We start from the raw sequence: 15,886 nt of genomic DNA, 5'->3' as shown, positions 1-15,886 counted from the left end.
TGCTGGCCCCACGACCCTACGCACGCCGACTAGAGCCGTGCTCCCTTTTCCTGGTTGCAGCGGGAGCACAGCACGCAACCACTGGCGCTACCTGGCGCTTATGGCGAGTCTGCCGCTAGCCCTTGGCTCGCTGGCACTCTGGTTCATGCCGGACGGTCAGTTTCGGGCCTTCTGCGCCGGGCTGGTCGTAGCGGGTGACCTGGGCGCGGTCGCGTTCTGGGTAGCGCAGGCGACCGGGACGGCGTCGACCATGATGGGCGATCTGGCTGAGCAGTGGACGGCCTCTGAGCTGCGGAAGCTGCGGCGACGCGGGTGGCGGGTGCTCAACCACGTCATGCTGAAGCAACGCGATATCGACCACGTCCTAATCGGGCCTGGCGGCGTCTATGCCGTCGAGACCAAATGGGGCGCTGACCCCTGGGAGATTTCAGGTCCAGGCGGACGAGTCATCAAAGCGGCGCAGCAGGCCACCGACAACGCCCACGATCTCTGGCTGTGGTTGAAGAGCTACGGCGTAGAGACCGTGCACCCAGTCGTGATTCTTTGGGGCGCCCCGGATGCCACCGGCGCCGACCGCACTCGATGCGGCGATGCAGCGGTGCTGCACGGACACGCCGCCGATGAGTGGCGCAGATCCTTGGCCCAAGAGGGACTTGCCGACAGCGTGACGAGCCAGGTATGGCAAGAGCTGGACAAGCACGTGCGCAGGCGGGACGTGCGCGACGCGGAGAGCGAACAGGTGCCTCCTTCGCTGTACGAGTACACAATGCTCGGTCTGGCGATGTTCCTTGCCGCGGTCGTTGCAGTCGTCGCGGTTGGGGAAGGCATCACCCACACGCATCACACCGCGGTCTGGGTGGCCGTGTTCGCGGCAGCGTTACTGGTCGGTGTTGCTGGCGCCCGGCTGCGCCGGTTGCGACTGCTGGCACTGGGGTGGATCGCCGGTGTCGCCTTCTCGTTCCTCGTCCTGGTCGGCACGTACATCAACGCGGTTGCGTGACGAGGTTGTCTCGGCTGGGACCGAGGTCCGATCTCTATTGGGGCGACTGCCACTCGTTCCCGCCGGATAGGGCGAGTCCTTGGACCGCTCACTCTCCTCGCGGAGCCGTCGCGCAAAACCGCGGTTGATGCTCTCGGCCATGACCTGCCTCTCCGTTTCTCGCAACCGGCCAAGCATGCAAGGCGAAGCTGTAGGCGGTCCAGCCTCGGATCGGCGCTTGCGGATCTTGCCAACCTTGCGAATTGGCCTGTGTAGCGCGCGCGCTACAATTGCTACATGAGTACGCCGCTGTCGATCAGATTCGATAGTGCCGTGCTGGATCGACTGCGGCGCAGGGCGCAGACGGTGCCCGGAGCGACACCGTCCGGACTGGCCCAGCTGCTGGTCGATGAGGGACTGCGGATGGCCGAGCATCCCGGCGTCGTGTTCAAAGACGGCCCCGCTGGGCGACGGGCAGCCCTTGCCCTGGGCCCTGACATCTGGGAAGTCGTCACCGTCGCGAAGGAGATCGACCCGCGAGGGGCACGGGCGGTGACGGCGATCGCCGAGAGGCTCGACCTGCCTGCCGCGCGAATCGAGACGGCGCTGCGCTACTACGCGGCGTATTCCGACGAGATCGACGCCGAGATCGAGGACCGCGAGGCGGAGTCCCGCGCCGCCGAGGAGGAGTGGCACATCAGGCAGCGTCTGCTCTCGTGAGCACCGGACCCGCAGCGCGTCTCCTTCTCGACGAGATGTTCCCCCTGGTCATTGCGACGCAGCTGCGCGAGCGTGGCCACGACGTCGTCGCGGTCGCCGAGGATCCACAGCTGCGAGCCATGACCGACCCGGAACTGCTGGCATGGGCACGCGAGCACAGTTGCCGCGTCGTGACAGAGAACGTCCGCGACTTCCGTGCACTTGTCGTCGACGACCCCGCCGGGCCTGGTGTCCTGTTCACGAGCAGCCGGACGTTCCCCCGCACCAGGCGCGGCATCGGCAAGCTGATCGCGGCAATCGACGACTGGATCGCGGCCGCGGCCAAGACCGATCAACCGGTCGAAGTATGGCTCCAGCCGGCGTCGCGTCACCGACCCTGACTGATCCGCGACGTCACTTACACGGCACGTAAGTGCGTACAGCTAACGCGGACCGGCGCGTAACCATCGGAGCGGCCTACTTGATCCGCCAGCTCAAGCCCTTTCCGAGCCGGATTCGCATCCCGCCGCGGCTGTTGACGGTCACCGGCCCCACCCGCTCGGAGACCGAAGCACCTCGCTTGCTGACGTTCAGCCAGGAGTTGCGACCGGTGCGCTTGCGGCTGCGAAATATCAAACCCATGGTTGGGACGGTAGCGCCGCCGGACATCTGCTGCCGGCGAAATGGGGACGGAGCCTCCGCCGACGGTCCCGCCCGCTCATCGGTCCCCGCGATACAAACGCGACGACGCGCCGTACTCGCTTGTCGGAGGCTGTCGTATCGGCGGGACGTCGTTCGTAGTGAGGGTAAGTGGCGGTCACCGGGACCGCTCTGAACCGGGAGTAGAGACATGGCGCACTACCTGCTGAGCGTGCACGGCCCGGCCGAGCGCAACGAGTTCGGCAACTACACCTCCAAAGAAGAGATGGAGGAGGCGTTCGCGCGGACCGGCGAGTTCAACGAGAAGCTCAAGGCCGACGGCTACTGGGTCTTCGCCGGTGGTCTGGAACCGGCAGCCACGGCGACCGTGGTCGACGGCCGGGGTCCGACGCCGGTCATGACCGACGGACCGTACCTCGAGACCAAGGAGATCATCGGCGGGTTCTGGGTGATCGAGGCTCCCGACCTTGACGTCGCGCTCAGCCTCGCCGCCCAGGGTTCCAAGGCGTGTGGCGGCAAGGTCGAGGTGCGCCCCTTCGAGGGCCTGGCCTGAGCCACCACGACTCCGGCACAGAGATGCGTCGCGAGGCCGAAGCTGTCGAGCGGGTGTTCCGCGAGGAGTACGGCCGTGTCATCGCCTCGCTTGTCCGCCGCTTCGGCGACATCGACGTCGCCGAAGAGGCGGCCGGCGAGGCGTTGGTCACTGCCCTCGAGACCTGGCCGGACAGCGGGGTCCCGCCGAACCCCGGCGGCTGGCTCACCACGACGGCGGCCAACCGGGCGGTCGACCGACTGCGCCGCGAAGCGAAGCGCGACGCCAAGCATCAGGCGGCTGCCATGCTGTACGACGACTCGCCCCACGCACCCACCGGACCGGTTGAGGACGACCGGTTGCGGCTGCTGTTCACCTGCTGCCACCCGGCCCTGGCTGAGGAGGCGCGCACAGCGTTGACGCTGCGCCTCCTCGGTGGGCTGACCGTGGCCGAGATCGCCGCGGCGTTCCTCGTCCCCGAACCGACCATGGCCCAGCGCATCACCCGGGCGAAGAAGAAGATCGCCGCGGCGAACGTGCCCTACCGCGTGCCGCAGGCCACCGACCTGCCCGAGCGGCTCAGCGGTGTGCTCACCGTGCTCTTCCTGATCTTCAACGAGGGCTACCTCGCCACCGGCGACGGCGACCCGGTCCGCGCCGAGCTCACCGGCGAAGCGATCCGGCTCACGCGCGTCGTGCGGCAGCTGATGCCTGACGAGCCGGAGGTGACCGGCCTGCTCGGACTGATGGTGCTCACCGAGGCCCGGCGCGCCGCGCGTGTCCGGAACGGAGAGCTGGTCCCCCTCACCGAACAGGATCGCACCGCCTGGGACCGGTCACTGGTCGAGGAAGGGCACCGGCTGGTCCGTGAGTGCCTGTCGAGCAACCGGCCTGGCCGCTACCAGATCCTCGCGGCGATCAACGCGGTGCACACTGACGCCCCGACGGCGGCCGACACGGACTGGTCGCAGGTCGTCGCCCTCTACGACCAGCTGAGGCTGCTGGACCCATCGCCGATCGTCGCGCTCAACCGCGCGGTGGCCGTCGCGGAGATCGACGGCCCGCACGTCGCCCTCGCACAAGTCGACCGGCTGCCCCTCGCCGGCTACCACGCATGGCACGCCACCCGCGCCGACCTGCTGCGCAGGCTCGGCCGCAGCGCCGAAGCCCGCGAGCAGTACGACGCCGCCATCGCCGCCACCCAGAACTCCGCCGAGCGCGCCTACCTGAGCAGAAAGCGCGGCCAGCTGATCTAGCCGGGCTCAGACGCGAATCGCGTGACCGGGTGGGTCCGGGAAACGTGCACCATGACGACGGCCCGTAGTGGCGCGCCTCGGCACGGATGACGCCGGCCGCGCGGACCGGCGCCATCCGGAGAGCCGACTCGGCTATCCCTGAGCCGGCACCCGGTCGAGGAAGCCGCGCACCTGCTGAATTCGGCCGTCGTCATCGAGCACGGCGACATCGAAGCCCGCGACCGGCGCCGGTGCGCCTGTCGGCCCCAGCTCCCACGCGAACCGGAGTTGCCGGTGATGACCATCGACCTGGCCGCTCAGCCTGAAGGCGAAGTCTGGAAACTGGCTGCGCACTGCCCCGATCGTGGCCGCGAGCTCGTCATGCCCTTGCACATCGACGAGCGGGTCGACGTAGGACACCGACTCGGAGAAGAGCGCTCGCACCCGCTCCTCGCACGAAGCGTCGTCGGGTGCGTTCCACGCGTTGAGGTAGTCGGCGGCGATCCGCTGGTAGTCCGTCATGGCTCTCCTTGAAGGTCTGGCACCGAAGTGCTCCATGACGCTGTTCTCGGGCCTCCCGTAGGGGGAGAGTCAAGACCTTCGCTGGCCAACCTGGCGGGGCGCCGGTCGATGACCCGCGACAAGCCCCCCGCCCTGCGCACCGACCTGCCGGGTGCGCACGAGGACCTCCGCCTCGTTGACGGGTGTAACGCCCAAGGTCGGCAACTTAGTTCTTCGGTGCCGCGAGGACCGGCGGCCGATGAGGCCGGCACCACGGCGCGCGTTCGGCAGCAGGGGCCGTGCCGCCACGGCCGCGCTCTGCGCTCAGCCCCAGCAGAGGCAGAACGGGTGGCCGGCGGGATCGAGGTAGACCCGGAAGGGATCGCCTGCCTCCTCGCCCGGCTGGATGTGATGCCTGGTGGCGCCGAGCGCGAGCACCTCGGGTTCGACCGCGTCGACGTCGTCGACGGTCAGGTCGAGATGGAACTGCTGCGGCCGCTCACCGGTCGGCCACGTCGGCGCAGCGAAGTCCTCGGCCAGCTGAAACGCCAGGCGCCACCCGTCGACGGTCAGCACGACCCAGTCGTCATCTTCGAATGCGATCTCTCCGCCGACGAGGCCTCGGTAGAACTCGGCGAGCGTCCGCGGGTCTGCACAGTCGAGCACGACAGAACGCATGCGGGCCAGCGACATGGCCCGGCAGTGTCCCACGGGACCACCCGCGCGGGCAACGTCGGCACCCGGACCGGGACGTTGGTTCAGCAGCAGGCAGCCGCGGTCTCCGTGGTCGCGTCGGTGGAGCAGCAGGCCGGGTCGTCGCTGCTGTCGCCGAAGAACGTCGGGCTGTCGGCGAGCACCGTGTAGATCTCCCACCGCTCGCCGGCGGGGCTGCCCTCGACCCAGAACTTGTCCTGCTTGGCGTAGCAGCAGGTCGTTTCGCGCTCGTCGACGGAGGCAAGACCGTGCTCGGCGAGACGCGACTGCTCGGCGTCAACGGCGTCGGTCGACTCCACCTCGACGCCGAGATGGTTGAGCGTGCCGCCCTGGCCGGGGTTCTCGAGCAGCACGAGCTTGAGCGGCGGGTTGGCAACCGCGAAGTTGGCGTAGCCGGGACGGGTCTTCGCGGGCGCCGTGTCGAACAGCTTCGAGTAGAACGCGACCGCCTCGTCGATGTCGTCGACGTTCAGCGCCAGCTGGATCCGGGCCATGACCGAAGCCTCCTGTATCGATAAACATCTATGTCTTCGCTAGCACAGATTGCCACAGGCATCGAGGTCTGTCAACATAGACGAGTGTCGAAACTGAGCGAGCTGTCGGCGGTCGAGACGGCGGCATGTTGCTCGCCCCTCGCCCGTGAGCCACTCACCGCCACCCAGGCAGAAGCGGTCGTGCCGCTGCTCAAAGCGCTGGCGGACCCGGTGCGGCTACGGCTGATGTCACTCATCGCGTCGCACGCCGGCGGGGAGGCGTGTGTCTGCGACCTCACCCCGGCCTTCGACGTGTCCCAGCCCACGATCTCCCACCACCTCAAGGTGCTGCACGACGCCGGGTTGGTCGACCGCGAACGCCGCGCCACCTGGGTCTACTACCGCGCACGCCCGGAGGCGCTGACCGCCCTCAGCTCGCTGCTCGCAGAAGTCGGCACGTCGTGAGCGATGTGCTCACCGAATCGCCTCGGTCGGATGCGGCAGCGCCGGTGGTGGCGCGACTGTCGCTGCTGGACCGATTCCTACCGGTGTGGATCCTCGCCGCGATGGGCCTCGGCCTGGGGCTGGGTCGCGGCGTCTCCGGCGTTGCTGATGCGCTCAACGGTGCGCAGGTGACCCGCGGGGTGTCCGCACCGATCTTCGCCGGGCTGTTGATCATGATGTATCCGGTGCTGGCCAAGGTGCGCTACGGCCAGCTCGGCCGCATCACCCGCGACCGCCGGCTGCTCGTCGGCTCACTGGTCCTGAACTGGGTCGTCGGACCTGCGGTCATGTTCGGTCTCGCCTGGACACTGCTGCCCGACCAGCCCGCCTACCGGACCGGGCTCATCATCGTCGGGCTCGCACGCTGCATCGCCATGGTGCTGATCTGGAACGACCTCGCCGGCGGTGACCGCGAGGCAGCGGCCGTGCTCGTCGCACTCAACGCGATCTTCCAAATCGTCGCGTTCGCCGGCCTCGGCTACTTCTACCTGCAGCTGCTGCCCGGCTGGCTCGGGCTGTCGACCGCAGGCCTGCACGTCTCGGTCGGCAGCATCGCCGAAAGCGTCGCCATCTTCCTCGGCGTACCGCTCGTGGCGGGCTACGTCACGCGCACCGTCGGCGAGCGCACCCACGGCCGCTACTGGTACGAGACCACGCTGCTGCCTCGGATCGGACCGTTGGCGCTGTACGGGCTGCTCTTCACCATCGTCGTGCTGTTCGCGCTGCAGGGCGACACCATCACTCACCGGCCCGCGGACGTGGCCCGGATCGCCCTGCCGCTGCTCGCCTACTTCGCGCTCATGTGGACCGGCTCGTTCGCCCTCGGCAAGGTCATCCGGCTGCCGTACGACCGCACCGTGACCCTGGCCTTCACGGCTGCGAGCAACAACTTCGAGCTCGCCATCGCAGTTGCCATCGGCGTGTTCGGCGTGACGTCCGGCCAGGCGCTGGCGGGCGTGGTCGGCCCACTGATCGAGGTCCCGGTCCTGGTGGCGCTCGTCTACGTCGCGCTCTGGGCGCGCCGCTTCTTCCCGCGCGCGCGGCGCCGCGTCATCTGACTGACAGCGGTCAGAACTCTTCCTGCGCGAGTGCCGGGTCGCCCAGTGGCGACGCGGCACCCATCTCGTCGAGGGCCGACCCGCGACGACCCTGACGTGCCGACGGGATCATCGCTGCCACCACACCCGCGCAGACTGCAACGCCCGCGGAGACCGCGAACGCGTGCGTGAAACCGGAGTCCTGCGCGAGCCCGGCAACCGTGCTGGCCGCGAGGATCGTCGCCGACACCTGCGACCCGAGCGAGGAACCGACCGAACGCACCAGCGCGTTGAAGCCGGTCGCCTCCCCGGTCTGATGTGCCGGCACCGCCTCGAGGATCAGGTTGGGCATCGCCGCGTAGGCCAGCCCGATGCCACCCGACATCAGGATGCTGAACAGCAGCACCTCCAGCTGCGTGCTGTGGGCGACGGCCAGCAGCGCGAGACCGAGAGCAGTGGCGCAGCTGCCGACCGTCAACGGCAGCTTGTTGCCGTAGCGGCTGCCGATGATGCCGGAGATCGGACCGAACGCCAGCATCGACAACGAGCCAGGCAGCAGCAGCAGGCCGGCGCGCGTCGCGTCGACACCGAACCCGTAGCCGGTCGACGTCGGCGCCTGGGCCAGCGTCGGGATCAGGATGAACGAGCCGAACATGCCGTAGCCGACGAACAGAGTCGCGACGTTCGTCATCAGCACCGGCGGCTTGACCAGGGCGGCGATGTCGGCCAGCGGCTGCGGCGTACGCCGTTGCAGCCAGACCCAGAAGACGAGCACCGCAAGACCCACCCCGATCAGCCCGAGCGTGCGCGGCGCGCCCCAGCCGATCTCGCTCGCCTGCGAGATCGCGATGAGCGGAAGCGTCAGACCGACGGCGAGCACGAGCGCACCGCGCACGTCGAGACGCGCCGGCGTGCGCACCGGCGACTCGGGCACCGCGACCTGCGCCGCCAGTGCCCCGCCCGCACCCATCAGCCCGCCCAGCCAGAAGATCCAGTGGTACGACGTGTAGTCGACGAGCAGCCCACCGACGATCAGCCCGAGCCCGCCGCCGATGCCGGCGATCGCCGACATCAGGCCGACCCCACGGCCGACCTGGTCGCGCGGGAACTCGTCCCGGATGATCGAGAAGCACAGCGGGAAGATGCCGCCGCCGACGCCCATGACGGCCCGCCCGGCGACGACGACCCACAGCTGCGACGACACCGCCGCCACAAGCGATCCGGCGGCGAAGACGAGCAGCGCGACGACCAGCAGCCGCCGCTTGCCGTAGATGTCGCCGAGCCGGCCGAGCAACGGCGTGAACACCGCGGCCGCGATGAGGTAGGCCGTCACCGTCCAGGTGACGCCGCTCTCGTCGGTGTGCAACCCGCGCATGAGCTCGGGCAGCGCGGGGACGACGGTCGTCTGCGCGAGGGCGTAGGCCAGGCCGGCGAGGCTGAGCACCGCCAGCGTCCGCATGTGGTGCGGGCGGTGGTGCTCGATCGTGGACAACCGTCCTCCGGATCAGCAACGCGACGGGGATCCGGAGGCACGCTCCGGCGGCGTCAGCATAGGTCGGCGTACGGCGGGTCCGGGGCTAGTCTCCGGCCATGGCCGAGATCCGCTACCAGGTCGACGACCCCGTCGCCGTCATCACGCTCGACCGGCCCGACAAGCTGAACGCGCTGACCTATCCGATGCTCGCGGAGTTCCGCGAGGCGGTGACGTCCGCGGCGCAGGACCGCAGCGTCGTCGGCATCGTCGTCACCGGTGCGGGGCGGGGGTTCTGCTCCGGGCTCGACGCGTCCGTGCTCGCCGAGACCACGACCGCCGGCTCGTCGTCGCGCCGGGAGACCGGCGAGGTGCCGGGCCTGTTCACCTGGCTGCTCGAGATCCCGAAGCCGGTCATCGCCGCGGTCAACGGGGTCGCCGCCGGCGGCGGCTTCGTGCTGGCGGTCATGTCCGACGTCCGGATCGCGTCGTCCGCGGGCTCGTTCACCTCGATCTTCTCCAAGCGCGGGCTGATCGCCGAGCACGGCACGACGTGGATCCTCCCGCGCCTGCTCGGTGCCGGCGCCGCGCTGGACCTCCTGTGGACGTCGCGGCGGATCGACGCGGCGGAGGCGCACCGGATCGGCCTCGTGCAGCAGGTGGTCGAGCCGGACGACCTGCTCGCCTCCGCGCGCCGCTACGTCGAGGACCTGGCCGACAACGTGTCACCGGCGTCGCTCGCCGACACCAAGCGGCTCGTCTACGAACACCTCGGCGGCGTCGGCTACCGGGCGGCGCTGCGCGAGATCGACACGGTGCAGTACGCCGCGCTCGACCGGGTCGACGCGAAGGAGGGCGCGGCGGCGTTGCTGGAGAAGCGACCGGCGACGTTCCCGAGGCTGGGCACGTGACCGACTTCGAGACGATCCGCTACGGGGTCGACGGCGGCCTCGCCCGGCTGACCCTGGACCGGCCGGACGCCATGAACGGCATGACGAACCGGATGGTCCGCGAGGCCCGCGACGCCGTGGAACTCGCGGGCTCGGACCCATCGGTGCGCGTGCTCGTCCTGACGGGCGAAGGCAGAGCATTCTGCCCCGGCGCCGACCTCAACCACTTCACCACAGGAGCCGTCGACGAGCGGCTCACCTCCCGCGAGTTCGCTGTCGCCACGCTGCTGCACGAGATCCCCGCGGTCACCGTCGCCGCGATCAACGGCGCCTGCGCGGGCGCGGGGCTCGGCTGGGCGCTGGCCTGCGACCTGCGGCTCATGGCCGCCTCGGCAAAGCTCAACACCGCATTTCTCGACGTGGCCGTCGCCGGCGACATGGCGATCCCCTGGACCCTGCCGCGTCTCATCGGCGCGGCACGCGCACGCGAGCTGTCGTTCCTGCCGCGCAAGGTCGGCGCCGAGGAAGCACTGCGCATCGGGCTCGTCGCCCGGGTGTACGCCGATGAGTCGTTCCGCGCGGACACCGAGGGCGTGCTCGCCGGACTACTCAAGAAGTCACCGACTGCGCTGCGCGGGCTGAAGCAGAACTACCTCGCGGCCGAACGCATGGGCCTTCCGGACTTCGTCGACTACGAAGCGGAGCGACACCTGCGGATCGCCGCCAGCGCCGACACCGCGGAGGCGTTCCGTGCGTTCCTCGAGAAGCGGGAGCCGAGGTTCACATGAGCTGGATCCGGCTGCGCCAGATCGCACTCGTCGCCGCCGACCTCGAGTCCGTCGTGCGCGACCTGCACGAGGCGTACGGCCTGGAGATCGCCTTCCGCGACCCGGGCGTCGCGCGTTTCGGCCTGCACAACGCCGTGCTCCCGGTGGGCAACCAGTTCATCGAGGTGGTCGCGCCGACGCGCGAGGGCACCGCCGCCGGCCGGCAGCTTGAACGACTCGGCGGCGACGGCGGCTACATGGTCATCTGCCACACCGACGATCAGCCTGCCGTACGCCGGCGGGCCGAGGCTCTCGGCGTACGCACTGTCGTCGACGCTCAGGACCACGACGGCTACCGCATCATGCAGCTGCATCCGAGCGACACCGGCGGCTCGTTCCTGGAGATCGACTGGCAGCCCGGCGGCGAGGACCCCGACGGACCGTGGGGCCCTGCCGGTGCCGACTGGCAACGAGCCCGGCGCACCGACGTCGTGAGTGGCATCACCGCGGTCGAGGTACAGGCCCGCGACCCGCAGCGGACCGCCGAGCGGTGGGCCGCCATCACCGGCTGCCCCTCGACCGACGGCAGGCTGGAGCTGGACAACGCGACGGTGCTGTTCGTCGAGGGCCCGGTCGACTCCCTCGTCTCCGTGACGCTCGCGGCAGCCGACGCGGAACGACGCGGTGAACAGCGCACCATCTGCGGAGTGCGGGTCGCTCTGACGTGAAGCCGCTGGGCGCACGTCAGCGTCAGAACGGCACTCGCGTCGCGAGGAGCCCTTCGCCGTTGCCGCGACCCGACAAGGTGCGGCAGAACTCCACCGCGTCGAGCTGCAGCTCGGGTCCGTCCGCACCGAAGCCCCAGCTGCCTCCGGCAGGGCCGGTGAGGGTGAGCCGGCAGGGCGACCCGTGCCGCTGCGCCCACTCGGCCACGACGTCGGCCACGAGAACGCCGTCGTGCTCCGGCGTCAGCGTCATCGGGCGGCCGGTCGCCGCCGCGATGTCGCTGCGGTGCATCCAGGGGTCGCGGGTGAGGATCACGTCGGTCAGGTAGCCCATGGTCCACGTCTCGGTCACGGTGCCGGTCTCGTCGAGGGGCTGCTCCTGCGGCATCGGTCGGCGGCGCAGCAACCCCGGCATCATGCGGCGGCCGCGAGCCGCCTTCGGCCCAAAGGCCGCCAGACGCGCCACGACGTCGGATGGCGAGCGGTGCCGGTGCTTGTCGACCTGCAGCGCGGTGAGCCGGTCGATGAACACCCCACCGGCTGCGGCCGCGGCCCCCGTCTGCCGACGTGCCTCCAGGGGCGACGCGGCCATCTCCGCCATGCCGAGGACGTGGCACGCCATGGCGTGCACGTCCCACTCCGGACAGGCTGTAGGGGCGCGCCAGTCGTCGTCGGTCAGCTCGCGGAGCTGGTCGGCCAGCCGCGCGTACTCGGTGCGCGCCAAGCGCATCGCCACCGCGCGGTCGAGAGCCGGGCGGCGCGGCGGCGGAACCTGCCGCCCGGCCGTCGACGTGCTCATGCCCTCACGCCCCCACGAGATCGTCGTGAGCCGGCAGTGGCTGGGCCGCGACCGCGGCCTCCCCGCAACCGAAGCGGTGCTCGTAGGCGTCGGCGAGTGCGCGCAGCAGCGTCGAGCAGTCACCGTCGTACGACGAGCCGTGCATGATGGCCAGCCGCTGCGGGTCGAGATCGGCGAGCCGCCGGTAGGTGGCAGGCACCGCAGGTCCCAGCGAGGTCTGGTGGAAGAGCTCCTCCGCGGCGATCGCGGCGTCGAAGAGGTCATCTCCGGTGATCGCCGGCCCGTCCCCGATCTGCGTCACCAGATCGCCGCAGAACAAGGTGCCCGACTCCTGCTCGAAGAACAGGTGCGACTCCCAGTTGTGCGGCACGTGCGGCGTCGCGACCTCGAGCATCCGGCAGGCGAACGACGCGCCGCCGATGTCGAGCACCTCGCCGTCCTGGAGCGGGCGCGGGGCTCGACTGAGCTGGTCCTCGAGCGACAGCATGCAGCCGAGTGCGCCGTGCGCGACCTGCGCGTGCGGTGCCACCTCGAGGAACTCGTCGACCGCTCCGCACTCGTCGGCCTCGAGATGTGCGAACGCGATCCAGCGCAGCCGCTCGACCGGCATGACGGTCTCGATCGCCTCGCGCACAAGGGGAAACAGCCCTCGCATGCCGGTGTGGTAGAGCAGCGGCTCCTCCGCGTCGACCAGGAACTGGTTGAACGTGAAGCCTCCTGGTGCGACTTCCGGGACGCAGGTGGAGATGCGGTAGATGCGATCAGCGATCTGATCGACGCGAGCGTTCACGGGTGGCCCTCCTTCGGGGCACGGATGTGGGTCCGGCGCCGTAGTAGCGCGCGAACATGGCGACCATCGCGGGAAGCGCGGCGACGAACCGCCCCCGCTCGAAGTCCTCGTCTGGTGCGTTCGCCAGCTGCTGGCTGACGACGCCGGCAATCAAGACCGTCCAGTCGCGCTGCACGACGTCGAGGGAGACGTCGGTGCGCAGCAGCCCGCGGTCCCTCATCGCGGCGAACCGCTCACTGCTGAGCGTGACGAGCTCGGTGGCCGGTGCATAGGCCGACGGCGACGGCTCGAACCCCGGCACCGGCCGCCAGAACAGCAGCTGCGAGTACGCCGGATGCTCGATCGTCCAGCGGACGAAGACGCGCGCAGCGTCGAGCAGGATCTCCTCCATCGACGCATCACGACTCGCCAGGTCGGCCGTCTTCGTGCGCACCTGCGTGACGAGCAGCCGGGCACCGCGCTCGAAGAGCGCGTCGTACAACGCGTGCTTGCTCGGGAAGTAGACGTAGAGCGACGGCGGCCGGATGCCCATGCGCCGGGCGACCTCGCCGACGGACAGCCCGGCGACCCCCTGCTCGGCCATCACTTCGATGGCGACGTCGAGAACCTCCTCGATCGTCTCCAGGCGCCGCCGCTGACGGCGATCCAGGGGCACCGGCTCCGTTGCCATGACGCGAGAGCATGTCCTAATACCATTAGGAAGTCAAGAGGTGGGTAAGCAGGAGGTCGAGCATTTCGTCGAAGTGCTTGACGGGTGGCAACCACCGGCATAGACCGAGGCGGTGTCCATGCCAGCGCCGGCCGAGCACCTGCCTGCCGCCGGCACCGGCATCGCACTGTCGGTCGACAGGCTGACCAAGCAGTTCGGGACGCGGCTGGCGTTCAGCGACGTGACGTTCGAAGTCGGCCAGGGCGAGGTCTTCGGCTTCCTGGGTCCCAACGGCGCGGGCAAGACGACGACGGTGCGGACGCTCGGCACGCTGATCGCCCCCACGTCGGGCACGGCCACCGTGGCAGGCCTGGCGCTGCACCCGGACAACGGCGTCGAGATCCGGCGGCGCATCTCGATCATGCCGGAGTCGCCCGGGCTCTACTCGCGGCTCAGCGTCGTCGACAACCTGACCTGCTTCGCCGACCTCTACGAGGTCGCCCACCCGCGCGAGCGCATCGACCGGGCGCTGCACGTGGTCAAGCTGACCGACCGGGCGAGCGACCCGTGCGGCAGCCTGTCGAAGGGGCTGCGCCAACGGGTCGCGCTTGCTCGCGCGCTGCTCAACGAACCGCAGATCCTCTTCCTCGACGAGCCGACCTCGGGGCTCGACCCGGCCGCCGCCCGCGACGTGCACGACCTGGTCGACGACCTGCGCCGCCAGGGCGTCACCATCTTCCTCACGACGCACCGCCTCGAGGAGGCCGAGCGCCTCTGCGACCGGGTCGCGATCCTCAACACGACCCTGCGCACCATCGGGCGCCCCGACGAGCTGCGTGACCGGCTGTTCGCCAAGACGCTCACCGTGCGCACGCTCGCGCCGCTCGACGCGCCCGAGCACGTCCTGTCCGGGCTGCCGGGCGTCGAGGGGTGGCAGGCGGACGGCTCTTCGGCGTACGTCCTCACCGTCTCCGACGCGAACCTCGCAGCTCCCGCCGTGACCCGCGCGCTGGTCGCGGCCGGTGCCGACGTGCTGTCCATCGCCGAGGCCCGGCGGTCGCTCGAGGACGTCTACCTCGAGCTGCTCGACCAGGACGGAGCGACCACGCCATGACCATGAGCCGGCGGCGGATCGGCGCAGTGTTCTTCAAGGAGCTGCGGGAGTACCGCCACAACGGCAACGTCGTCTCCGCCATGGCGATCCTGCCGCTGGTGTTCGTCATCCAGCCGGTCGTGCAGGTCTTCACGCTGCCGTCTGGGGCGTCGGTGCCGCTGCGGCACGAGCACTCGCTGCTGTACATGCTGGCGATCCCGGTCCTCGTCCCCGCGGCCATGGCCTCCTACGCCGTCGTCGGCGAGCGGCTGCAGGCGACGCTGGAGCCGATCCTGGCCACCCCGATCCGCCGCGAAGAGCTGCTGATCGGCAAGGCGCTGGCAGCGTTCGTGCCGTCGGTCGCGGTGTCCTACCTCGTCTTCGGCCTGTACGTCGCCATCGTCGAGCTCTTCGCCCGACCCGAAGTCGCCTCGGCGGTCGTCCGCGGTGGTGACCTCGCGGCCCAGCTGGTGTTCACGCCGCTGCTGGTCTCGTGGTCCATCTGGGTGGGCATCGCGGTGTCCGCCCGCACCAGCGATCCGCGCACCGCCGGCCAGCTGTCGATCCTCGCCAGCCTGCCTGCCGTTGCGGTCACGTCGCTGGTCGCCTTCAACGTGATCCCGCCATCGTTGCGGGTCGCCGTCGCCTTCGGCATCGCGCTGATCGTGCTGAACCGGTTGGGTGCCCGGCTCGCCGCCACGGTGTTCGACCGCGAGCGCCTCATCACCAGCGTGAAGTAGCCGCCGGCCGCCGCCGCTGCTGATACGGCCGAGCCGACACGCCGATGCCGTTTGTCCGGTCTATGCCGCTTTACGGCATACTGCGGCCCCGTGCGAGTTTCACAGCATGCCGTCGAGCCATGCCCCCAGACCGTCCCGTCCGTCTCTCGAGCCCGGCCCGGCGCCCGCCCGCCGCGCCGCGTCCTGCCGCTGGCACTGCTCGCGGTCGCGCTGGCGTTCGTCAGCGTGCTCGCGACGATGCCGTCGGCCCATGCGGCCACCGACCTGCGCGGCTACCTGATCGGCCGCATCAACCAGGTCCGCGTCGCATCGGGGCTCCCGGCGCTCGCCGAGCGCGCCGAGCTCGACGCCTTCGCGCAGCAGCACACGCAGCGGATGGCCGCGGCCGGCACGCTGTTCCACGACGCGGCCGACCCGACCAACGCGATGAGGTGGGCGCAGAACGTCGGCTACGGCGACTGCCCCTGCTCGGTCGAGCACGCCTTCGAGCTGTCGGCGAGCCACATCGCCAACATCCTCGACAGGGGGTTCCGCGAGGTCGGCGTAGGGCTCGTGCAGGACCGCCACGGCTACTGGTGGATCACCGAGCAGTTCGCCGGCTGAGGGCAGCGGGCCTACCGCGCGGCGC

The 15,886-nt window shown here is 70.0% G+C and carries 21 protein-coding genes; 13 read left to right on the top strand and 8 right to left on the bottom strand.

The window, feature by feature from the left end; genetic code table 11:
* The first annotated feature begins 100 nt into the window (after positions 1-100).
* The 3 genes from VFJ21_07990 to VFJ21_07980 all read left to right on the top strand — a co-directional run bounded on the left by VFJ21_07990 (position 101) and on the right by VFJ21_07980 (position 2,079).
* Positions 101-1,000, top strand: a complete 900-nt coding sequence (locus VFJ21_07990; protein HET7407058.1) for a nuclease-related domain-containing protein — start codon at positions 101-103, stop codon at positions 998-1,000.
* 276 nt (positions 1,001-1,276) lie between these two features.
* Positions 1,277-1,699: a hypothetical protein gene (locus VFJ21_07985; GenBank protein HET7407057.1), complete on the top strand. Its 423-nt coding sequence runs from the start codon at positions 1,277-1,279 to the stop codon at positions 1,697-1,699.
* Complete coding sequence (locus VFJ21_07980; GenBank protein ID HET7407056.1) at positions 1,669-2,079, top strand: DUF5615 family PIN-like protein; 411 nt, start codon at positions 1,669-1,671, stop codon at positions 2,077-2,079. The genes VFJ21_07985 and VFJ21_07980 overlap by 31 nt, the downstream gene beginning before the upstream one ends.
* A 76-nt stretch (positions 2,080-2,155) precedes the next feature.
* On the opposite strand, the gene VFJ21_07975 is transcribed toward VFJ21_07980, so the two are convergent.
* Complete coding sequence (locus VFJ21_07975) at positions 2,156-2,320, bottom strand: DUF4236 domain-containing protein (protein ID HET7407055.1); 165 nt, start codon at positions 2,318-2,320, stop codon at positions 2,156-2,158.
* 208 nt (positions 2,321-2,528) lie between these two features.
* Between VFJ21_07975 and VFJ21_07970 the strand changes: the two genes are divergently transcribed.
* Positions 2,529-2,891: a YciI family protein gene (locus VFJ21_07970; GenBank protein HET7407054.1), complete on the top strand. Its 363-nt coding sequence runs from the start codon at positions 2,529-2,531 to the stop codon at positions 2,889-2,891.
* Positions 2,892-2,914: 23 nt separating this feature from the next.
* The gene (locus tag VFJ21_07965) at positions 2,915-4,126 is read left to right on the top strand and encodes an RNA polymerase sigma factor (protein ID HET7407053.1); all 1,212 of its coding nucleotides are present in this window, start codon (positions 2,915-2,917) and stop codon (positions 4,124-4,126) included.
* Between the two features lie 132 nt (positions 4,127-4,258).
* Here the strand turns inward: VFJ21_07965 and VFJ21_07960 are convergent, their stop codons facing one another.
* From VFJ21_07960 to VFJ21_07950, 3 genes are all read right to left on the bottom strand, one after another.
* Positions 4,259-4,627 (bottom strand): nuclear transport factor 2 family protein, encoded by a 369-nt coding sequence (locus VFJ21_07960; protein ID HET7407052.1) that lies wholly within the window; start codon positions 4,625-4,627, stop codon positions 4,259-4,261.
* A 303-nt stretch (positions 4,628-4,930) separates the two neighbouring features.
* Positions 4,931-5,299 carry a VOC family protein gene (locus tag VFJ21_07955; GenBank protein HET7407051.1) on the bottom strand — a complete coding sequence of 123 codons (369 nt, stop codon included), beginning with the start codon at positions 5,297-5,299 and terminating at the stop codon, positions 4,931-4,933.
* Between the two features lie 65 nt (positions 5,300-5,364).
* Positions 5,365-5,814: an ArsI/CadI family heavy metal resistance metalloenzyme gene (locus VFJ21_07950; protein ID HET7407050.1), complete on the bottom strand. Its 450-nt coding sequence runs from the start codon at positions 5,812-5,814 to the stop codon at positions 5,365-5,367.
* A 93-nt stretch (positions 5,815-5,907) separates the two neighbouring features.
* Between VFJ21_07950 and VFJ21_07945 the strand changes: the two genes are divergently transcribed.
* The gene (locus VFJ21_07945; GenBank protein ID HET7407049.1) at positions 5,908-6,258 is read left to right on the top strand and encodes a metalloregulator ArsR/SmtB family transcription factor; all 351 of its coding nucleotides are present in this window, start codon (positions 5,908-5,910) and stop codon (positions 6,256-6,258) included.
* Positions 6,259-6,302: 44 nt separating this feature from the next.
* Positions 6,303-7,355, top strand: a complete 1,053-nt coding sequence (gene arsB / locus VFJ21_07940) for an ACR3 family arsenite efflux transporter (protein ID HET7407048.1) — start codon at positions 6,303-6,305, stop codon at positions 7,353-7,355.
* 10 nt (positions 7,356-7,365) lie between these two features.
* Here arsB and VFJ21_07935 read toward each other — a convergent pair whose 3' ends face one another.
* On the bottom strand, positions 7,366-8,826 hold the full coding sequence (locus tag VFJ21_07935) for an MFS transporter (GenBank protein ID HET7407047.1): 1,461 nt from the start codon (positions 8,824-8,826) through the stop codon (positions 7,366-7,368).
* Positions 8,827-8,924: 98 nt separating this feature from the next.
* Between VFJ21_07935 and VFJ21_07930 the strand changes: the two genes are divergently transcribed.
* The 3 genes from VFJ21_07930 to VFJ21_07920 are packed head-to-tail and all read left to right on the top strand — an operon-like array spanning position 8,925 to position 11,190.
* Positions 8,925-9,716, top strand: a complete 792-nt coding sequence (locus tag VFJ21_07930) for an enoyl-CoA hydratase-related protein (protein ID HET7407046.1) — start codon at positions 8,925-8,927, stop codon at positions 9,714-9,716.
* Positions 9,713-10,483 (top strand): enoyl-CoA hydratase-related protein, encoded by a 771-nt coding sequence (locus VFJ21_07925; GenBank protein HET7407045.1) that lies wholly within the window; start codon positions 9,713-9,715, stop codon positions 10,481-10,483. Before VFJ21_07930 ends, VFJ21_07925 begins: the two co-directional genes overlap by 4 nt.
* Positions 10,480-11,190 carry a VOC family protein gene (locus VFJ21_07920; protein ID HET7407044.1) on the top strand — a complete coding sequence of 237 codons (711 nt, stop codon included), beginning with the start codon at positions 10,480-10,482 and terminating at the stop codon, positions 11,188-11,190. Before VFJ21_07925 ends, VFJ21_07920 begins: the two co-directional genes overlap by 4 nt.
* A 22-nt stretch (positions 11,191-11,212) precedes the next feature.
* Here VFJ21_07920 and VFJ21_07915 read toward each other — a convergent pair whose 3' ends face one another.
* The 3 genes from VFJ21_07915 to VFJ21_07905 are packed head-to-tail and all read right to left on the bottom strand — an operon-like array spanning position 11,213 to position 13,446.
* Positions 11,213-11,986 carry a maleylpyruvate isomerase family mycothiol-dependent enzyme gene (locus VFJ21_07915; protein HET7407043.1) on the bottom strand — a complete coding sequence of 258 codons (774 nt, stop codon included), beginning with the start codon at positions 11,984-11,986 and terminating at the stop codon, positions 11,213-11,215.
* Positions 11,987-11,990: 4 nt separating this feature from the next.
* Positions 11,991-12,776: an MBL fold metallo-hydrolase gene (locus VFJ21_07910; GenBank protein ID HET7407042.1), complete on the bottom strand. Its 786-nt coding sequence runs from the start codon at positions 12,774-12,776 to the stop codon at positions 11,991-11,993.
* Entirely contained in the window at positions 12,748-13,446 is a 699-nt protein-coding gene (locus VFJ21_07905; protein HET7407041.1) for a TetR/AcrR family transcriptional regulator, read from the bottom strand. Before VFJ21_07905 ends, VFJ21_07910 begins: the two co-directional genes overlap by 29 nt.
* A 118-nt stretch (positions 13,447-13,564) precedes the next feature.
* Here VFJ21_07905 and VFJ21_07900 point away from each other — a divergent pair, with 118 nt between their 5' ends.
* The 3 genes from VFJ21_07900 to VFJ21_07890 all read left to right on the top strand — a co-directional run bounded on the left by VFJ21_07900 (position 13,565) and on the right by VFJ21_07890 (position 15,861).
* Positions 13,565-14,539 (top strand): ABC transporter ATP-binding protein, encoded by a 975-nt coding sequence (locus VFJ21_07900; GenBank protein HET7407040.1) that lies wholly within the window; start codon positions 13,565-13,567, stop codon positions 14,537-14,539.
* Positions 14,536-15,258, top strand: coding sequence for an ABC transporter permease subunit (locus VFJ21_07895; protein ID HET7407039.1), 723 nt, complete (start codon positions 14,536-14,538; stop codon positions 15,256-15,258). Before VFJ21_07900 ends, VFJ21_07895 begins: the two co-directional genes overlap by 4 nt.
* Positions 15,259-15,348: 90 nt before the next feature.
* Positions 15,349-15,861 (top strand): CAP domain-containing protein, encoded by a 513-nt coding sequence (locus VFJ21_07890; protein HET7407038.1) that lies wholly within the window; start codon positions 15,349-15,351, stop codon positions 15,859-15,861.
* Positions 15,862-15,886: the final 25 nt, after the last annotated feature.

This window comes from Mycobacteriales bacterium (assembly GCA_035690485.1).
In the GTDB taxonomy this organism is placed as follows: Bacteria; Actinomycetota; Actinomycetes; order JAFAQI01; family DASSKL01; genus DASSKL01.
This window is presented reverse-complemented; position numbering and strand designations above follow the sequence as displayed.

What these genes read in the sequence shown, in the direction of transcription:
- VFJ21_07990 (HET7407058.1), top strand. Translation starts at nt 101, where the DNA reads ATGGCGAGTCTGCCGCTAGCCCTTGGCTCGCTGGCACTCTGGTTCATG.
- VFJ21_07985 (HET7407057.1), top strand. Translation starts at nt 1,277, where the DNA reads ATGAGTACGCCGCTGTCGATCAGATTCGATAGTGCCGTGCTGGATCGA.
- VFJ21_07975 (HET7407055.1), bottom strand. Translation starts at nt 2,320, where the DNA reads ATGGGTTTGATATTTCGCAGCCGCAAGCGCACCGGTCGCAACTCCTGG.
- VFJ21_07970 (HET7407054.1), top strand. Translation starts at nt 2,529, where the DNA reads ATGGCGCACTACCTGCTGAGCGTGCACGGCCCGGCCGAGCGCAACGAG.
- VFJ21_07965 (HET7407053.1), top strand. Translation starts at nt 2,915, where the DNA reads ATGCGTCGCGAGGCCGAAGCTGTCGAGCGGGTGTTCCGCGAGGAGTAC.
- VFJ21_07960 (HET7407052.1), bottom strand. Translation starts at nt 4,627, where the DNA reads ATGACGGACTACCAGCGGATCGCCGCCGACTACCTCAACGCGTGGAAC.
- VFJ21_07955 (HET7407051.1), bottom strand. Translation starts at nt 5,299, where the DNA reads ATGTCGCTGGCCCGCATGCGTTCTGTCGTGCTCGACTGTGCAGACCCG.
- VFJ21_07950 (HET7407050.1), bottom strand. Translation starts at nt 5,814, where the DNA reads ATGGCCCGGATCCAGCTGGCGCTGAACGTCGACGACATCGACGAGGCG.
- VFJ21_07930 (HET7407046.1), top strand. Translation starts at nt 8,925, where the DNA reads ATGGCCGAGATCCGCTACCAGGTCGACGACCCCGTCGCCGTCATCACG.
- VFJ21_07920 (HET7407044.1), top strand. Translation starts at nt 10,480, where the DNA reads ATGAGCTGGATCCGGCTGCGCCAGATCGCACTCGTCGCCGCCGACCTC.
- VFJ21_07915 (HET7407043.1), bottom strand. Translation starts at nt 11,986, where the DNA reads ATGAGCACGTCGACGGCCGGGCGGCAGGTTCCGCCGCCGCGCCGCCCG.
- VFJ21_07905 (HET7407041.1), bottom strand. Translation starts at nt 13,446, where the DNA reads ATGGCAACGGAGCCGGTGCCCCTGGATCGCCGTCAGCGGCGGCGCCTG.
- VFJ21_07900 (HET7407040.1), top strand. Translation starts at nt 13,565, where the DNA reads ATGCCAGCGCCGGCCGAGCACCTGCCTGCCGCCGGCACCGGCATCGCA.
- VFJ21_07895 (HET7407039.1), top strand. Translation starts at nt 14,536, where the DNA reads ATGACCATGAGCCGGCGGCGGATCGGCGCAGTGTTCTTCAAGGAGCTG.